The sequence below is a fragment of the Vibrio sp. 10N.239.311.G01 genome (genome assembly GCF_041465805.1).
In the GTDB taxonomy this organism is placed as follows: Bacteria; Pseudomonadota; Gammaproteobacteria; order Enterobacterales; family Vibrionaceae; genus Vibrio; species Vibrio crassostreae_C.
The window spans coordinates 1-19,820 of the sequence record NZ_JBFSRM010000043.1 but is presented as its reverse complement, the minus strand read 5'-3'; the positions used below and the strand labels follow the sequence as shown (position 1 = coordinate 19,820).

Genomic DNA, 19,820 nt, shown 5'->3' with positions numbered 1-19,820 from the left:
CTGTTTCACAAAGCGGCACAACATTTACTTACGTTGCTCAAACAGCAACGAGTAATGAAGCAGTGTTCGAAATTATTTTCGATACCTCAGATAACAGCTATCAATTCGAATTGTTTAAACCACTTAAGCACCTTGATGGTGCCGATGAAAACAACATAGAACTTGATTTTTCAATCATTGCTGAAGATTTTGACCAAGACCAATCAAACGCAATCGATCTAAAAATCACAGTAACCGATGATGTTCCGTTAGTGACAACTCAGTCTATCACTCGTATTGAAGGTCAGAATTACAATGGTTCTAAAGTCGATATGTTTGCCAATGCAACGGATGTGGGGGCTGATGGCGCGGTACTGAGTCGAATTGAGGGCATCTCAAATAATGGTGTAGATATTGTTTTCCAACGAGGTAACAATACTGGCTTTAGCGATGGCTTGAATGTTCAAAGTGGACGTCGAACTATCCGTGTTTATGAGCAAACCGATGATGGAAATGGTGGTACTCAGGAAAGGCAGCTTGGTACTTTGCGTATCAACTCGAATGGTGAAGTGGAGTTTAGAGCGACCAATTATCTCGATCATGATGGGGACACCATCGACTTCTCGATCAATGTGATTGCGACAGACAGTGATTTAGATACGTCATCTACGCCTTTGAACATCACTATTACGGATGAAGAGTCTTCAGTAATCTCGCTCAAGATGACTACGTTTGAGGATGCGGGTAGAGACTCTACAATCCCTTACGCAACCGGCGATGCCCCAAACCTAGAGAATACCCAAGATAATCAAAGTGGGTTGCCTGATGCCCCTGCACAAGTTGCGTTACAGGTTAACCTGAAGGACCAAGATAACAACGAGTCCATCGGCCAACTGACGATCCAGAGTGGCAATCACAGAGGGACATTCTATTACTTTGAGGGCGTGGAATATCACAAACTAGTGGCAGAACCAAACGGTGATATCTTGTTTGGTCCACCTCAAATGCAGCAGAGCTTTGCTCCAAGTACGAACCAACCATTAGACACCATCGCGACAATCGACAACTTATTCTTTGTCCCAGACCAGAATTTTGGTTCTGGTGAAAATGGGGTTCGAATCAACTACGAACTCGAGATTGATAATAATGGTTCGCTAGACCACACAGTAAACTCAAACTTTAGAATTGAAATTGAAGCGGTTGCCGACATTGCGACTTGGGATGATGCGAATAGCACTTATCAATATCAAGTGAATGAAGATGAGGACAATGTGACGCTGCAGCTGAACGCAGAGTCGCAAGATAACAGTAATACTGAGACGATTACCTATGAACTTGAAGCAGTTGAAGGCGACGGGAAGTTTGAGTTACTTGATCAAAATGGCAATGTGTTAACGCCCGTTAATGGTGTTTATATCATCGCATCTGCTGATATCAATAGCACCGTAGTTAACCCAATCGACAACTTCTCTGGACAAATTGAGTTCAAAGCAACGGCAATTACCGAGGAAACACGTAACCCATACGATGATTCAGCCAATGGTGGCGTAGACAAAACGACCGCTCGCTCTGTAGAACAAAACATTATCATTGATGTGACTGCTGACGCCGACCCTGGAAAACTCAGTGTGAGCCGCATTAGGATCAACGAAGACAACATTGATGATCCTGATTATCTAGGTCCTCTTGATAATAAGGACGCATTCACGTTAGACGAAGTTATCACCATGACGGGATCCGTTGATACTGATGGATCTGAAGAGCTATTTGTTCGTATCAGTAATATTACCGAAGGGGCGGTGCTTTATTTCCTTGGAACTACGACCCCAGTTCCTACAATCACCATTAACGGTATTGATTATCAGGAAGTGGCGTATTCCGATCTCGCCAACGTAGAGATTGTTCCGACTAAACACAGCAATGTCGATTTTACTTTTGATGTAACCGGTGTGGTTAAAGACACTGCGAACCTCTCTACTGGTGCACAAGTTGATGAAGAAATCCTAGGAACTAAAACGGTTAACGTTGAGGTTAAAGGGGTTGCAGATATTCCTTATGGCGGTACAAACGGTTCGGCTTGGACAGCAATCACCGATGGCACAATACCTGGTGTTCAAACCACGATCCAAGAGAGCCAGAATGGAGACAGCTACGCCGAGCTTGATTTCACCGTGTTGTCGGGAGAGAGAAGACCTGATCCTGCAGCAGTAGATCAAACCCCATTACCTGACGACGGTTCAGAATCCATAACCGTTATCCTCTCGGGTATTCCTGATGGCGTTATTCTGGAAGACGGTGACGGTACCATTATTGACCTTAACTTTGTCGGTTACGAAACCGGTCCGGGTGGTAGCCCCGATCTTTCTAAACCTATCTACGAAGCGAACATCACTGACGCAGGTAAAACCTCAGGAATCCGCATCAGACCTGTCGATTCTTCAACAGAGAACATTCACATTCAGGGTAAAGTGATCGTGACTGAGAATGACGGTCATACGCTTACGTTTGACCAAGAAGTGCGAGTGTTGGTCGAACCTAGAATCGATACCTCAGCGACGTACAGCACAGTCACTAATGGCGATGAAGATACGGCGATCAGTATTGATTGGCACCCAGAGGGTACTGATTATATTGATGATGATGAGCATTTCACTTCTATTGTGATCAGTGCCATTCCGACAGATGTTGAAAGTGTTGTGGTTAATGGCGATGTAACTTGGGTTTACGATGCTTCAGCAGGCACTTTAACCATTACGCCGAAGAGTGGACAGACGGCAGAAGAGTTTACTCAAATTGCACTGAACAATAATTTTATTCAGATCACACCTGAACAAGACTCGAGCACCGACTTTACGCTTAATACGGTTGTCATGATCGAAGAGCGAGATCATGAGTATGTTGATGCGACTGATCCTGGTCAGGGCATCGCTACCGCGACAATCACGGGCTCGATTGATGTTATCGTACGTCCAGTCGTTGAGCCGAAAGACGCTAGCAACAAGCTTATCGTCGATGATGTGCTGGGTACTGGAGCACTAGCAACCGTAGTTGCTGATGCAAACACTGGCGTGCTTAAGTTCACAACCAACAGCGATAATACATCGGTTACGGATGAGTTCGTCATTCGATATCAAGAAACAGATGCTTCGTCCGCTATCGAAGAAGTTGACCAGTTAGTTATTGAATTAACAAACGTGGACGGTTCGGAGCTATCAGATGCTGTACTCAATCAACTGCTCGTTATTGGCGCTGCTTATGAAGGCAATGGGCGCTGGGTTGTAACGAATGAAGACATATTTAGCATCAGTGCATCAAACGGCCTTGTTCTTCCTTCAGGAAACAGCGGGGCAGGAGGGTTCAATGACATCAAGATGGATATCTTTAGCACGGTAATAGACCGAGGTGATGGTGCTGAGGTTGAGTCATCTACGGCCGCTCGTAGGGACGGAGAAGTCACTCTGTCATTCCCTCAAGTGGTGGCTGGGAGTACTAAGGTTGCAGCCGATATTGATATAACACCAGACAGTGTTGTTGATGCGATTGAGGACACCCAGTTAGATCTAGGTACGGCATTGAATGGTTTAATTACTTTCTCGGGCGAAGATGACTCAACTGATCAAGTGACCATCATTATTGATGACAGTGTGACCATTAATCCAGGAGCGGTGAACGAAGTCACCTTCCCAATTAGTTTATCGGGAAGCAGCGACCTAGACTTTGTTAATGGCAAATATGTATTCCAGACTACCGTCGATCAAGGGGTCTCGACCGACCTCTCTGGACTACTGCTTAACTTACCAGCCGACTACTCCGGCGACTTTAGGTTGCCGTTGACGATAGTAACTAAAGACGTATTGTCGGGGGATGAGAAAACTCTAGTGACAGAAGTAGTCATTAAAGTTGCTCCTGATGTTGAAGGTAACCCAGATATTGACGTTACTGTCGTTGGTTCGCTTGACGATTCGTTTAACCCTGTCGATACCGACGGTCAAGCAGGGCAAGATCCAGTCGGCTACGAAGATACCTATATCCAACTTGATTTCAGCTCGACCATTGATGACCAAGTAAGCGGAGTTGAAGGTGGTGACGAAAAATTCACCTCTATCACACTGACGTTAAATGACACGAGTGTTGGGGCTTTCTATACCAGCGCAGGGGTATCGCTTGGCACATCGGTGACCTTTAATGAAGCTGAGATTAATGCAGGCGCGTTGGATAATGTCCTATTCCGACCGGCGTTAAATTACCCAACAGATAATGACGTAAATCAGGTGCAAGTGAATGTCAGCGGGACGATTACCGATACTGCTACATACAATGATGCAGCTTCGCCAACTGGCAGCGCGACTGATACCGATACTTTCTCTACCAATGTCAGTTTTGAAGTCGTTCCTGTGGTGGATGACGTGTCTGTCACTGGCCCGGGTAGCGATCCTGATGTTATCGAGATTACGGGTACTGAGGACCAGCTGATTTCTTTGTCGGGCACAGGGCCTGTATCGATTGCACTGACTGACCTTGATGGCTCAGAACAGTTTGTGTCGATTAAGTTTACAGATGTACCTGATGGCTTCCAGATGCGTGCAGATGCTGGTTCGGCATACACGGTGAAGAATAATGGTGGTGGTGAGTGGAGTGTTCAACTACCTCAAGCATCAGGGTTATCGTTCGACTTGAGTGAGATTTCGATTTTACCGCCTAAGGACTTCAGTGGTACGGCTGAATTTGGTGTTGCCGTATTTACTCAAGAATCTTTGTTGGGTGTGCCTACTGCAGCATCAAATCTGCCAAGCTTTAAGCTGCATGTGGTACCTGTGGGTGATGATGTTGATACTAATCCAACAGATTCTGTGACAGGTAACGAAGGTCAAAACATTGATATCGAAATCAATGCGACGATTTTGGATAAAGAGCTATCTGCAACGGGCAACGGCACTTATACCGAGAATGCACCAGAGACACTTCGAGTAGAAGTTGCGGGCGTTCCTCAAGATGCCTCTATCTATTATCCAGACGGCACAACCTTGGCTAGTTATGATCCAGTTACGCAGCTTTGGACACTTGATGTTCCTGCACAGTCGCTCGATAAGATCGTATTCAATTCAGGTGAACACAATAGCGATACGGGTAATGTATTAGGCATTAATGGCCCGCTGCAGATTACCGTTCGCTCTGTGGATACTGACGCTGATAACACCGAATATTTGGGGACGCCAACCAGCTTCGATGTTGATCTGGTGATTGATCCTATTAACGATCAACCGATCTTTGTGAACGTAACGAATATTGAAACATCGGAAGACATTAGTGTTGCTATCGACAACTTTAGTATCTACGACGTTGATGCTAACTTTGATAATCCAGACGCTCCGTATGTTCTTACGTTGCAAGTCGATCAAACACTTCCGGGAGCGCAAGGTGTGTTTGAGTTTACGAGCTCACCTGACGTGACGTTTGTATTGCAACCTGGTGGCTCATTGGTGATTACCGGTAAAGAAGCCGACATCAATACCGCATTGACTAATGGAGCCGTGACTTTCAAACCAGACCCAGACCAGAACTATCTCAACCAGAGTGGTTTAGTCACGATTAATGCAACACTCGATGACGGCGGTAATAATGGCTTGATTGATGCGGGTGATCCGAATACAGCACAGACCAACCAAACTACTTTCACCATTAAAGTAACGGAAGTGAATGACGCTCCTGTGGCAACTGATGTTGATTTAGGTTCGATTGCTGAAGATGGTCAAATAGTGATTGTGGAAGGAGACTTGATTTCAGTAAGTTCTGACATTGAAAACCATAACCTGACGGTTACGGGTGTAACCCTGACTCAAGGACAAGGCCAATTAACGCGCTTTGAAAACGCAGGTGGCGCCGATAACGCGGCGATTACCGGACCATTCTGGCTGTTCGTTGCAGATAATGATTTCAACGGTGATGTGAAATTCAACTATTCCATTATCGATGATGGCACAACCAATGGTGTGGATGATTTCTTGACCGATAGCGCTGAAATTAGCCTCATCGTAACGGAAGTGAATGATGCACCTGTCGCGACAGACGTTGATTTAGGTTCGATTGCAGAAGATGGTCAAATCGTCATTGTTGAAGGGGATTTAATTGCAGCAAGCTCTGACCCAGAAAACCACAACTTAACAGTAACTGGTGTAACTCTGACTCAGGGACAAGGCCAACTAACCCGCTTTGAAAATGCAGGTGGCGCCGATGACGCGGCGATTACCGGACCATTCTGGCTATTTGTAGCGGACAACGACTTTAACGGTGACGTTAAATTCAATTACTCAATTACTGATGACGGTACAACTAATGGCGCGGATGACTTCCTAACCGACAGTGCTGAAATTAGTCTTGAAGTAACGGAAGTGAATGACGCTCCTGTAGCAACGGACATCGACTTAGGCAACATCCTTGAAGAAGGTCAGTTGATCATCAAAGAGGGCGATTTAATTGCTGCGACGAGCGATCCGGAAAACGACACGATTACCGTGACTAATCTGGCGCTCGATGAAGGCCAAGGTCAACTACAACGCTTCGAGAACGTAGGTGGTGCTGATGATGCTACGATCACTGGCCCATACTGGGTATTTACGGCAGCTGATGAATACAACGGCAACGTTAAGTTTACCTATACCGTAGAGGATGATGGTACAACCAACGGCGCTAATGACTTCCTAACGGATACAGCGGAGATCACCGCGATTGTCGATGGAGTGAACGATACACCGGTCGTTAATGGTGACAGTGTCACTACGGTTATTGACGAGGATGCTGGTCAACTGTTGAGTGGTATCAATGTCAGTGACCCTGATTATGTAGATACATTTTCTGATGATCTGATGACCGTCACGCTGACGGTGGATTACGGTACATTGAATGTATCACTTCCAGCAGTGACGACGGTTGTTGTTAACGGCAACAACACGGGTTCAGTCATCTTAGTGGGGACATTGAGTGACCTGAATGCGTTGATTGATACGCCAACCAGTCCAAATGGTGTTTTCCTTGATGCGAGCCTGTCTCCAACCAATAGCATTGGATTAGAAGTTGTTGCCAAAGACAGCGGCAACCCTTCAGGTATTGCGATAGAGACAGCACCTGTGGTTTACAACATCGCGGTGACGCCAGTGGCGAATGCACCAACCCTGTCTATCGATAGTGCGACTAACTACGTGAGAAACATTACTGCGAGTCAGTCTGTGAGTGCGAGTGGCATTCCTTTAGTTGGGATTATCGCAGCCTTAACGGACATTACAGAAGAGCTAACGCTGCATATCAGTGATGTACCTGCTGGCGCTCAAATCACCAGTGCTGCGGGTTCTGTGACGGATCTTGGCGGTGGTGTTTGGGTAGCAACGGCAGATGCAATTGAAAGCTTGCAAGCGGTTGGGCTTTCTCAAACTCCAGGTAACTACACACTGAAAGTCGAGGCGGTTTCTGAAGAGACTGACAACAACGATACAGCAACCTCTGCATCGATTGACCTTAACTTGAACATTGTGTCTAACGCAGTTGATATTAACTTGGCTTCGGAAACCGATGATGTTCAGTTACTGGCTGGTGCTAATGCGACTGACTTAACGGGTGGTTCAGGGAATGATCGACTTGAAGGTGGCGCAGGTGACGATACGCTTGTTGGCGGTGACGGTAACGACACCCTGATTGGCGGCGGAGGCTCAGACATTCTGACTGGTGGTGATGGTATGGACTCGTTCGTATGGCTTAACATCGAAGATGGTGTTGAAGATACGATTACCGACTTTGATTTATCGGAAGGGGACAGCATTGACTTGAGAGAAGTGTTGCCGGAGCTTAAAAATACATCTCCAGACATGACCGCGTTGCTACAACAAATAGACGCGAAAGTGGACGGGGATGATATTGAGCTTACGATCAACCCGGATGGCTTAGGTACTACGGAACAGGTGATTGTGGTTGAAGACCTTGCGCCACAGCTAACCTTAAGTAGCACCATGCCTTCGGACATTCTGGATGCATTGGTACAGCAGAATGTGATAACTCACGGTTAAAGCGAACCATTAAACCATAACGAAAGAGGCCAGCATTGCTGGCCTCTTTTTTGTTACGGTATAAATTGAAAAGAGTTACTTAAGGGAGTTGTGGATCAGGAACTCTTCTTCAACACCTTTCAATTTCATCTCATCCATAATGAAGTTCACCGTGTTCAACAAACGTTGTTCACCTTTAGGAATCAGATAGCCGAACTGACTGTTGGTGAATGGAGTTTCGCAGCGTGCCGCTTCAAGACGTTCGTCAGTTACCTGATAGAACAGACCTTCAGGCGTTTCTGTTACCATCACATCAACTTTGCCTTCTGCTACTGCTTTCGGTACGTCGAGATTGTTCTCGTAGCGTGTGAAGCTTGCATTCTGCAAGTTCGCGTCGGCAAAGATCTCGTTAGTACCGCCAATGTTCACGCCCACACGAACAGAAGAGAGGTTCACTTTCTCAATGCTGTCGTACTGTTCTGCGGTGCCTTTTGCAACCAAGAAACACTTACCAAAGGTCATGTAGCCTTGAGTTTGTTCCGCGTTTAACTGACGCTGCATTTTACGTGTAATGCCGCCCATTGCGATGTCGTACTTATCGTCGTCTAGATCGGCCAGTAGATCTTTCCATGTGGTACGAACAATCTTCAATTCAACGCCTAATTGTTCCGCGATGTGCTGTGCAACGTCGATATCGTAGCCAGAGTAGCTTTTACCATCGAAGTAAGAGAAAGGCTTGTAGTCACCTGTGGTGCCCACACGCAGAGTACCTGATTTTTGAATGTCTTCTAGCTGGTCAGCGTGTGCGACACCAGAAAGTGCCAGAGCAATGGAAGCAAGTAATAGTGATGTTTTTTTCATTGTAATTGTCTGTTGTGTTTGTGTTGTCATTCAAAGTAACAGAAACAATCAGAGAAAGAGATCAAACCATTGGAAAGGTTGGAAAAGAAGATGAAACGAGGGCAGGAGATAGGTATTTCTATGGTTTGTGAGCATTGATCGAGGTGCGTTTCATATTCCGTTTTGATAAACCGAAGACAAACAAAAAGCCCATGTTATCGAATAACATGGGCTTCATTTTGGTTTAACTTGTTAGCTGCTTATTTAGCTGTTTAGCTGTTTAGCTATTTGGCAACTGACTCGTTGTTCATCTTAGCCGGAGCTTTAGATGCGTTAACCAATAGGATACCAACGGTCAGTACCATTGAACCACATAGTAGGAACAACAAGCGTCCTGTTGGTTCGTTTGGAATCAGAGCCATTGCTAGGATACCGAAACCTGCTGTGCTGATAAGCTTACCAAGCATTGAACGCTGTTTAGTATCTAGGTTTTGTTGCTCTTCACCTTCCGCTACAAGCGGCGTGTTCCAGTTAGTGAATAGTTGGTCAACTTCTTTCTCACGCTCTGGCGATAGGCCTTTGTAGAAGCGAGAAGTCATGATGAAGTAACCACCTGTGAACACTACGTGAGCAGCTAAGCTAAGACCTACTTTCAAGTCGCTCCATTCACGGCCTGTAAGCGCTGTTTCTAGACCAAATAGGTTCTCGATGTCTTCTGCTTGCAGAGAGATACCGAAGATGTAAGAAACGAAACCACCAACCACTAGAGTAGACCAACCAGCCCAGTCAGGTGTCTTACGAATCCACATACCTAGTAGGACAGGGATAAGCATTGGGAAGCCAATCAACGCACCTACGTTCATTACGATATCGAACAAGCTTAAGTGACGCAGAGAGTTAATGAATAGACCAATCGCAATGATGAAAATACCCATCATGATAGTCGTTATCTTACTTACAATAACCAGCTCTTTCTGAGTCGCATTTTTACGAAGAATCGGGCTGTAGAAGTTCATTACAAAGATACCAGCGTTACGGTTCAAACCTGAATCCATAGAAGACATCGTTGCAGCGAACATTGCTGACATAAGAAGACCAACCATACCTGCTGGCATTACGTTTTGTACGAATGCTAGGTAAGCAGCATCACCGGCTTTGTCGCCCATTGATGTGTATTGCTCAGCGAACTCAGGCATGAATGCACTAACGTACCAAGGTGGTAGGAACCAAATTAGTGGACCAATAACCATAAGGATACATGCTAGGCCTGCCGCTTTACGTGCGTTTTCACTGTCTTTTGCACATAGGTAACGGTATGCGTTGATGCTGTTGTTCATTACACCGAACTGCTTCACGAAGATGAATACAACCCAAAGGATGAAGATGCTCATGTAGTTTAGGTTGTTACCTAACATGAAGTCGCCGTCGAAGTTAGCAACAATGTTAGTTAAGCCGCCACCGTGGAAGTAAGCTGCTACCGCACAAGTGATTGTCACGGCCATGATTACAAGCATTTGCATGAAGTCAGAAGCAACAACCGCCCAAGAGCCGCCGGTTACTGCCATCAATACTAGAACCATACCCGTTACCACAATGGTAGCTTCCATTGGGATGTTGAATACCGCTGCTACAAAGATAGCTAGACCGTTTAGCCAGATACCTGCAGAGATAAGGCTGTCCGGCATACCTGCCCATGTGAAGAACTGTTCAGACGTTTTACCAAAGCGCTGACGAATAGCTTCGATCGCCGTTACCACACGAAGTTGGCGGAACTTTGGAGCGAAGTACATATAGTTCATGAAGTAGCCAAAAGCATTGGCTAAGAATAGGATTACAATAACGAAACCGTCATTGAATGCGCGTCCTGCGGCACCTGTAAACGTCCATGCTGAAAATTGTGTCATGAAGGCAGTTGCACCAACCATCCACCACAACATTTTGCCGCCCCCTCTGAAGTAATCACTTGTAGAGGTGGTGAACTTACGGAACATCCAACCAATCGCGATTAAAAAGAAGAAGTAGGCGAGAACAACAAAAGTATCAATAGTCATCTTTTCAGCCTTTTAAATATCATAATTAACTGGGCTTAGATTAACGCGTCTCAAGGTTTATTTGTACTACAATATGTCTTTAGTATGATCTAGGTCGCATTGATTTTTCGGCCTCTAACACGTGGTTATATAAGTATTTGTTTTAATTGAATTTAAATGTGAGTGTATTTTGTTTGAGATCTAAAATAAATTGAGGGTTAAATGTTTATATGTATTACAATATAAACAAAAGCGCTTACTTTGCCGTATCTATAAGATTTTAATTATAACCGTAACAAATGTGCTACAAATTGGTGTGTTGTGCGACGACATTCACGTTAATTTGGAACTCTATACTGAAAAATTCTGTATTGGGATTTCAAGTGTAGCTCATTGTTTTCACTTCGCTATTTTGTATTTGTCTGCGGCTCTGTAGCCTTTCTATGCTATTTATTCATTTTTTCGTGCCATAGAGGTGCATATTTGGAATTTTTGTCACTGAGTGGGCGTTAAACTGGACGGACGGGACACATTTTGCGGTGCACTTTGTCTATTGTGGTCTTCAGTGCATGCCATGAGAGATGCTTGATGACGTATCGAAAAGGAACATTGCTGGGTAAGGGGCTGGATAAGAAGCTGGATAGGCGATAGGGGGCACCAGTAACGCTTCGTTAGATGCGTGCTGAAGTCGATTGAAAGCTTACATTACTTGTTATTGCCTGTCTTAGTCGCGGAGCTGGACGAGCCCATAGAGAGAAAGGCGATAAGGTGTGGGGGAAACATAATGTTGATTGAGCGTGTTTTACGGTTAGTCAGCGCAATAAACGCCAGATAACAAAAAGCCCCACCGAGGTGAGGCTTCATCACTCAATCTAAAATAGATTAAGCGTTAACGTGATCAACTGCGTCACGAACCAGCTTGCCTAGTTCGTCCCACTTACCTTCGTCGATAAGGTTAGTTGGAACCATCCAAGTACCGCCACACGCAAGTACAGAAGGGATCGATAGGTATTCATCAACATTCTTCAAGCTTACGCCACCAGTAGGCATAAATTTAACAGGGTAAACCGCTGTTAGTGCTTTAAGCATGCCAGTACCACCAGAAGGCTCAGCAGGGAAGAACTTCAACGTGCGAAGGCCCATTTCCATTGCTTGTTCCACTAGGCTTGGGTTGTTAACACCCGGTACGATTGCAACACCCTTATCGATACAGTATTGAACAGTGCGCGGGTTGAAACCTGGGCTTACGATGAAATCAACGCCAGCTTCGATAGATGCATCAACTTGCTCGTTAGTCAGTACAGTACCTGAACCAATTAGCATGTCTGGGAATTCTTTACGCATGATGCGAATCGCTTCGATTGCACATTCTGTACGTAGCGTGATTTCTGCACATGGCATGCCGTTTTCAACAAGTGCTTTACCTAGAGGGATAGCGTCTTCAGCACGGTTGATAGCGATTACAGGAATTACTTTTAGGTTTGCTAGTTGTTCATTTAATGTCGTCATGAATTCTTTCTCACGTTAAATGTGGGCTTGCTTTCAACTAAGCAAACCCTTGATTAATAGTTAAAGTGCGTAATTATAGAGACAGATCAGGCGTCGCTTCTAGAGGAATGATAGCACCTGGATGCTGAATCACAGTCCCTGCCACAATATGACCTGCTAACGCTGCATCACGTGCATTGCCACCGCTTAAGCGCTTAGCTAGGAAGCCCGCGCTGAACGAGTCGCCAGCCGCTGTAGTATCAACAATGTTGTCTACTGGGTTTGGAGCAACGTACTGAGCGCTTTGGCTTTCAACTACTAAGCAGTCTTTAGCACCACGTTTAATGATGATCTCTTTCACACCAGATTCAGACGTACGTGCAATACACTGTTCAATGCTTTCGTCGCCGTACAACTCTTGCTCGTCATCGAACGTCAGTAGAGCCGTGTCAGTGTACTTAAGCATCTTCAAGTACCAAGAAATCGCTTCTTGTTGACTTTCCCAAAGTTTTGGACGGAAGTTATTGTCGAAGAATACTTGGCCGCCTTGCGCTTTAAATTTGTCTAAGAAGTTGAATAGCTGCGTGCGTCCATTCTCTGTCAAGATAGCAAGCGTAATACCACTTAGGTAAACCGCATCAAAAGAGAATAACTTATCAAGTAGAGCAGGCGTGTCTTCCTGGTCAAACATGAACTTTGCTGCAGCATCATTACGCCAGTAGTGGAAACTGCGTTCACCAGTTTCATCGGTCTCGATGTAGTAAAGCCCTGGTTGTTTGTGATCAAGCTGAGCAATTAAGCTAGTGTCGATACCTTCCGCTTGCCACTTTTCTAACATGTCGGTACTGAATGGGTCAGTGCCTAGCGCTGTTACGTAGCTCGTGTTGATATCTTGCTCTTTTGTTAAGCGAGACAAGTAAAGTGCAGTATTTAGTGTATCGCCACCGAAACTTTGCTTAAGCCCGTCTTGTTTCTTTTGTAGCTCAACCATGCACTCGCCAATGACCGCGATGTTTAATGATTTCATATGCTTACCTTAGCAACTGAGGTTGCGCTGTTTATTATTTTAGGAAATCTTCACGCGCAGGGTTGAAGATATCAAGAAGGATGCTGTCTTGCTCTAGTGCAACTGCACCGTGCATCATGTGTTTACGAGCGAAGTAAGCATCGCCTTCTTTAAGGACTTTCTTTTCGCCTTCAATCTCAGCTTCGAAGCTACCACGAACTACGTAACCGATTTGGTCATGGATTTCGTGAGTATGAGGGTGGCCAATCGCGCCCTTATCAAAACATAGGTGTACTGCCATTAGATCGTCAGTGTAAGCAACGATTTTACGCTTAATGCCGCCACCAAGTTCTTCCCATGGGTTTTCATCTAGGATAAAGAAAGAGTTCATTGTGTATCTCCTAATCTGTTTAAATCTTTTAAGTGTTACTTAACTTGCATCCATCATAAGGGAATGAGCCTAATTGTAATACAATATATCTAAATTTGTGTGATATCGATCAAGCGATACTTTATATAGCGTAAATAAATCAACAACTTAATAAATGGCTAATATTTACCATTAGCCAGCTACATCAATGACTTATGGCTAATTATGTGACTCTACTCATCATTTAGCGACGAATAGGTATAATTAAAGCTCATATTGTATTACTTTATATGGAGTTTGAAAATTTAATCAAAGTTTAAGCAGATAAACTCTTTATTGAGGGTGACAAAGAATATGACGACTAAACCAGTATTGTTGACTGAAGCAGAAATCGAGCAGCTTCATCTTGAAGTGGGCCGTTCTAGCTTAATGGGCAAAACCATTGCAGCGAACGCGAAAGATCTAGAAGCATTCATGCGTTTACCTATTGATGTCCCAGGTCATGGTGAAGCTGGGGGTTACGAACATAACCGCCATAAGCAAAATTACACGTACATGAATCTAGCTGGTCGCATGTTCTTGATCACTAAAGAGCAAAAATACGCTGACTTTGTTACTGAATTACTAGAAGAGTACGCAGACAAATACCTAACGTTTGATTACCACGTACAGAAAAACACTAACCCTACAGGTCGTTTGTTCCACCAAATCCTGAACGAACACTGCTGGTTAATGTTCTCAAGCTTAGCTTACTCTTGTGTTGCTTCAACCCTGACACAAGAACAACGCGACAATATTGAGTCTCGTATTTTCGAACCAATGCTAGAAATGTTCACAGTTAAATACGCACACGACTTCGACCGAATTCACAACCACGGTATTTGGGCTGTAGCCGCTGTCGGTATTTGTGGTCTTGCTCTTGGCAAGCGTGAGTACCTTGAAATGTCGGTGTACGGCATTGACCGTAACGACACTGGCGGCTTCCTAGCGCAAGTTTCTCAGCTGTTTGCACCGTCTGGCTACTACATGGAAGGTCCTTACTACCACCGTTATGCGATTCGTCCAACGTGTGTGTTCGCTGAAGTGATTCACCGTCATATGCCTGAAGTGGATATCTACAACTACAAAGGCGGCGTGATTGGTAACACAGTACAAGCGATGCTGGCGACGGCTTACCCGAACGGTGAGTTCCCGGCTCTGAATGATGCTTCTCGTACTATGGGTATTACAGACATGGGTGTTCAGGTTGCAGTAAGTGTTTACAGCAAGCATTACTCTTCTGAAAACGGCGTAGACCAAAACATTCTTGGTATGGCGAAGATTCAAGACGCAGTATGGATGCACCCATGTGGTCTTGAGCTATCTAAAGCCTACGAAGAGGCTTCAGCTAAACAAGAAATCGGCATGCCTTTCTGGCCAAGTGTTGAATTGAGCGAGGGTCCTGAAGGCCACAATGGTGCACAAGGCTTTATCCGTATGCAGGATAATAAAGGTGACGTTTCTCAACTTGTTATGAACTACGGTCAACACGGCATGGGTCACGGCAACTTCGATACGCTGGGTATTTCTTTCTTTAACCGCGGTCAAGAAGTGTTGCGTGAATACGGTTTCTGTCGTTGGGTTAACGTTGAGCCAAAATTTGGCGGTCGCTACCTAGATGAAAATAAATCTTACGCTCGTCAAACGATTGCACATAATGCAGTAACGATTGATGAGAAATGTCAGAACAACTTTGACGTTGAGCGTGCTGACGCAGTACACGGTTTGCCTCACTTCTTCAAAGTGGCAGATGAGCAAATTAACGGTATGAGCGCATTTGCTAACGACCATTACGAAGGTTTTGACATGCAACGCAGTGTGTTCATGCTAAACCTTGAAGAGCTTGAGTCTCCGCTATTGTTAGACTTGTACCGCTTAGGTTCGACAAAAGGCGGCGAAGGCGACCACCAGTTTGATTACTCTCATCAATATCAAGGTCAAATTATTCGCACTAACTTCGAATACCAAGCAAACAAAGAGCTAAACACACTAGGAAGTGACTTCGGTTACCAACACCTATGGAATGTAGCGAGTGGTGAAGTGAATGGTACTGCGTTAGTTAGCTGGTTACAGAACGACACGTACTATACTTGGTTGGGTACAAGTTCGAACGAGAACGGAGAAATCATCTTCACTCGCACTGGTGCTAACGATCCAAGCTTTAATTTACGTTCAGAGCCTGCATTCATTCTACGTAGCAAAGGCGAAACAACATTGTTTGCTTCTGTGCTAGAAACGCACGGTTACTTTAACGAAGAATTCGAGCAATCAGTAAACGCTCGTGGTGTTGTGAAAAACATCAATGTGGTTGCTCACACGAATGTAGGTTCAGTAGTAGAAATTACGACAGAGAAATCAAACGTGACAGTGATGATCAGTAACCAACTTGGCGCAACTGACAGCACTGAACACAAAGTAGAACTGAACGGCAAAGTATACAGCTGGACAGGCTTCTACTCAGTAGAAACGACTTTAGAGCAGGGGAAATAATAATGAGCTATCAACCACTTTTACTTAACTTTGAAGAAGCAGCAGAGCTTCGTAAAGAACTTGGCAAGGATAGCCTATTAGGTAACGCACTAACTCGTGACATTAAACAAACTGACGCTTACATGGCTGAAGTTGGCATCGAAGTTCCAGGTCATGGCGAAGGTGGCGGTTACGAGCACAATCGTCACAAGCAAAACTACATCCATATGGATCTAGCGGGTCGTTTGTTCCTGATCACAGAGGAAACAAAGTACCGTGATTACATCGTTGATATGCTAACTGCGTACGCGACGGTATACCCAACATTGGAAAGCAACGTAAGCCGTGACACTAACCCTCCGGGTAAGCTGTTCCACCAAACGTTGAACGAGAACATGTGGATGCTTTACGCTTCTTGTGCGTACAGCTGCATTTACCACACTATCTCTGAAGAGCAGAAGCGTCTTATCGAAGACGATCTTCTGAAGCAAATGATCGAAATGTTCGTTGTTACTTACGCACACGACTTCGATATCGTACACAACCACGGCTTATGGGCAGTGGCGGCGGTAGGTATCTGTGGTTACGCGATCAACGATCAAGAGTCTGTAGATAAAGCACTTTACGGCCTGAAATTGGACAAAGTAAGCGGCGGTTTCCTAGCGCAACTTGACCAACTGTTCTCGCCAGACGGCTACTACATGGAAGGTCCTTACTATCACCGTTTCTCTCTGCGTCCAATCTACCTGTTCGCAGAAGCGATTGAACGTCGTCAGCCAGAAATCGGTATTTACGAATTTAACGATTCAGTGATCAAGACAACGTCTTACTCAGTATTCAAAACTGCATTCCCAGACGGCACATTGCCTGCTCTGAACGATTCATCGAAGACGATTTCTATCAACGATGAAGGGGTTATCATGGCGACGTCTGTGTGTTACCACCGTTACGAGCAGACTGAAACTCTGCTTGGTATGGCTGATCACCAAAAAAATGTTTGGGTTCATGCTTCTGGTAAAACACTGTCTGACGCGGTTGATGCAGCAGACGACATCAAACCATTCAACTGGGGTAGCCTGTTTGTAACAGACGGGCCTGAAGGCGAAAAAGGCGGCGTAAGCATCCTTCGTCACCGTGATGTGCAAGACGACGACACAATGGCGTTGATCTGGTTTGGTCAGCACGGTTCAGACCACCAGTACCATTCTGCGCTAGACCATGGTCACTACGATGGCTTGCACCTAAGCGTATTCAACCGTGGCCACGAAGTGCTGCACGATTACGGCTTCGGTCGTTGGGTAAACGTTGAGCCTAAGTTTGGCGGTCGTTACATCCCGGAGAACAAGTCTTACTGTAAGCAGACGGTTGCTCACAACACAGTAACGGTTGATCAGAAAACGCAGAACAACTTCAACACAGCATTGGCTGAGTCTAAGTTTGGTCAGAAGCACTTCTTCGTAGCAGACGACCAGTCGCTACAAGGTATGAGCGGCACAATTTCTGAGTACTACACTGGCGTAGACATGCAACGCAGCGTGATTCTTGCTGAACTACCTGAGTTCGAAAAACCGCTAGTAATTGATGTGTACCGCATCGAAGCTGACGCTGAGCACCAGTACGACTTACCAGTTCACCACTCGGGTCAAATCATTCGCACTGACTTCGATTACAACATGGAAACAACGCTTAAGCCATTAGGTGAAGACAACGGTTACCAACATCTATGGAACGTGGCTTCAGGCAAAGTGAACGAAGAAGGTTCCCTAGTAAGCTGGCTACATGACAGCAGCTACTACAGCCTAGTAACCAGCGCGAATGCGGGCAGCGAAGTGATTTTTGCTCGCACTGGTGCTAACGATCCAGACTTCAACCTTAAGAGTGAGCCTGCGTTCATCTTACGTCAGTCTGGTCAAAACCACGTGTTTGCTTCTGTACTAGAAACGCATGGTTACTTTAACGAGTCTATCGAAGCCTCTGTAGGCGCTCGTGGTCTAGTTAAATCAGTATCTGTTGTGGGCCATAACAGTGTCGGGACTGTTGTTCGCATTCAGACTACTTCTGGCAACACTTACCACTACGGTATCTCAAACCAAGCTGAAGACACGCAGCAAGCAACTCACACTGTTGAGTTCGCGGGTGAGACATACTCGTGGGAAGGGTCATTTGCTCAACTGTAAATGATCAACACACATACCGTTTAACGATGGTGTGTGCTGATGTGGTGCTTTGCGGGAACGAAGCGCCATATCATGTTCGATTGTAAGGGTGTTCGCATCTAAGTAACTGAACGAAATTAATGTCGATGACAAAGAATATCGGAAATAAGTCAAACCGAGTAACTCGTTGTGAGTTGCTCGGTTTTTTTATGCGTGTAGGACAGAGGCTGATGTAATTTGGGAAGGGGATCTCATTTAATAATCTCTGGCGGTTAATGAATTGCGCTTCTAAAGGTGTACCTTTTTCCCATGGTTTTTCGAGGCTGTGCTGGTGGTTTTCATACCGATACAAAGAGGGTTAGTTTTGAGTACGGATTTATGAGTGATTTAAGATAACGTTTCTCACAGGATGTTTTTTAAATCTCTGATTATAAAAATTTGCAGGTTGTGATTCGTTTGGATTTTACTCAATTGGCTGTAGGTTGAAATACTGTTATAGTAATCCTTAAATAATACATAAACATAACATATAAAATAAGTGAACTTATGGTTAGCACTTTTAATTCAATTTCGGGCTCGAAGCGTAGCCTGCACGTGCAAGTAGCGCGTGAAATCGCTCGTGGAATCTTGTCTGGCGATCTGCCGCAAGGTTCTATTATTCCTGGTGAAATGGCGTTATGTGAACAGTTTGGTATTAGCCGAACGGCACTACGTGAAGCAGTTAAACTATTAACTTCTAAAGGTTTGTTAGAGTCCCGCCCGAAAATCGGTACTCGTGTAGTCGACCGCGCATATTGGAACTTTCTTGATCCTCAGCTGATTGAATGGATGGATGGTCTAACCGACATAGATCAATTCTGTTCTCAGTTTTTAGGCCTTCGCCGTGCGATTGAACCTGAAGCGTGCGCACTGGCGGCTAAATTTGCAACGGCTGAACAACGCATTGAACTTTCAGAAATCTTCCAAAAAATGGTAGAAGTGGATGAGGCTGAAGTATTTGATCAAGAGCGTTGGACAGATATTGATACTCGTTTTCATAGCTTGATCTTTAATGCGACAGGTAATGACTTCTACCTGCCATTCGGCAATATCTTGACTACGATGTTCGTGAACTTCATCGTGCACTCTTCTGAAGAAGGAAGCACGTGTATCAATGAACACCGTAGAATCTATGAAGCAATCATGGCTGGTGATAGTGATAAGGCACGAGTTGTGTCTGCTGCACACTTGCAAGATGCCAACCACCGTCTGGCGACGGCGTAATAGAAATAATCTAGAGCGTAGGTAGATGAGTCACCTCATATAGAGATGAACAGCATTACGCTCGGATAAACGACTTAAAAGGGTATGCCAAGTGCATTAATGCCGTTCACTTAAGAGTGAACGGCATTTTTGTTCTTAGCATACCGT

The 19,820-nt window shown here is 45.0% G+C and carries 9 protein-coding genes; 4 read left to right on the top strand and 5 right to left on the bottom strand.

The window, feature by feature from the left end:
* The coding region (locus AB6D06_RS21455) for a cadherin-like domain-containing protein (RefSeq protein WP_372111784.1) at positions 1-8,033 on the top strand (8,033 nt) is incomplete at its 5' end.
* A 75-nt stretch (positions 8,034-8,108) separates the two neighbouring features.
* On the opposite strand, the gene AB6D06_RS21450 is transcribed toward AB6D06_RS21455, so the two are convergent.
* The 5 genes from AB6D06_RS21450 to AB6D06_RS21430 form a co-directional block, all read right to left on the bottom strand.
* Entirely contained in the window at positions 8,109-8,873 is a 765-nt protein-coding gene (locus AB6D06_RS21450; protein WP_017067326.1) for a transporter substrate-binding domain-containing protein, read from the bottom strand.
* Positions 8,874-9,136: 263 nt separating this feature from the next.
* Complete coding sequence (locus AB6D06_RS21445) at positions 9,137-10,903, bottom strand: sodium:solute symporter family protein (protein ID WP_102428430.1); 1,767 nt, start codon at positions 10,901-10,903, stop codon at positions 9,137-9,139.
* 861 nt (positions 10,904-11,764) lie between these two features.
* Positions 11,765-12,391, bottom strand: coding sequence for a bifunctional 4-hydroxy-2-oxoglutarate aldolase/2-dehydro-3-deoxy-phosphogluconate aldolase (locus AB6D06_RS21440; RefSeq protein WP_017069898.1), 627 nt, complete (start codon positions 12,389-12,391; stop codon positions 11,765-11,767).
* A gap of 73 nt (positions 12,392-12,464) precedes the next feature.
* Complete coding sequence (locus AB6D06_RS21435; protein ID WP_017061485.1) at positions 12,465-13,397, bottom strand: sugar kinase; 933 nt, start codon at positions 13,395-13,397, stop codon at positions 12,465-12,467.
* A gap of 34 nt (positions 13,398-13,431) precedes the next feature.
* Entirely contained in the window at positions 13,432-13,767 is a 336-nt protein-coding gene (locus AB6D06_RS21430; RefSeq protein WP_009846518.1) for a cupin domain-containing protein, read from the bottom strand.
* A gap of 333 nt (positions 13,768-14,100) precedes the next feature.
* Between AB6D06_RS21430 and AB6D06_RS21425 the strand changes: the two genes are divergently transcribed.
* The 3 genes from AB6D06_RS21425 to AB6D06_RS21415 all read left to right on the top strand — a co-directional run bounded on the left by AB6D06_RS21425 (position 14,101) and on the right by AB6D06_RS21415 (position 19,673).
* Positions 14,101-16,275, top strand: coding sequence for a heparinase II/III family protein (locus AB6D06_RS21425; protein WP_102428431.1), 2,175 nt, complete (start codon positions 14,101-14,103; stop codon positions 16,273-16,275).
* Between the two features lie 2 nt (positions 16,276-16,277).
* The gene (locus AB6D06_RS21420; RefSeq protein WP_372111778.1) at positions 16,278-18,431 is read left to right on the top strand and encodes a heparinase II/III family protein; all 2,154 of its coding nucleotides are present in this window, start codon (positions 16,278-16,280) and stop codon (positions 18,429-18,431) included.
* 525 nt (positions 18,432-18,956) lie between these two features.
* Positions 18,957-19,673 (top strand): FadR/GntR family transcriptional regulator, encoded by a 717-nt coding sequence (locus AB6D06_RS21415; RefSeq protein WP_010438348.1) that lies wholly within the window; start codon positions 18,957-18,959, stop codon positions 19,671-19,673.
* The last annotated feature ends 147 nt before the right edge of the window (positions 19,674-19,820 follow it).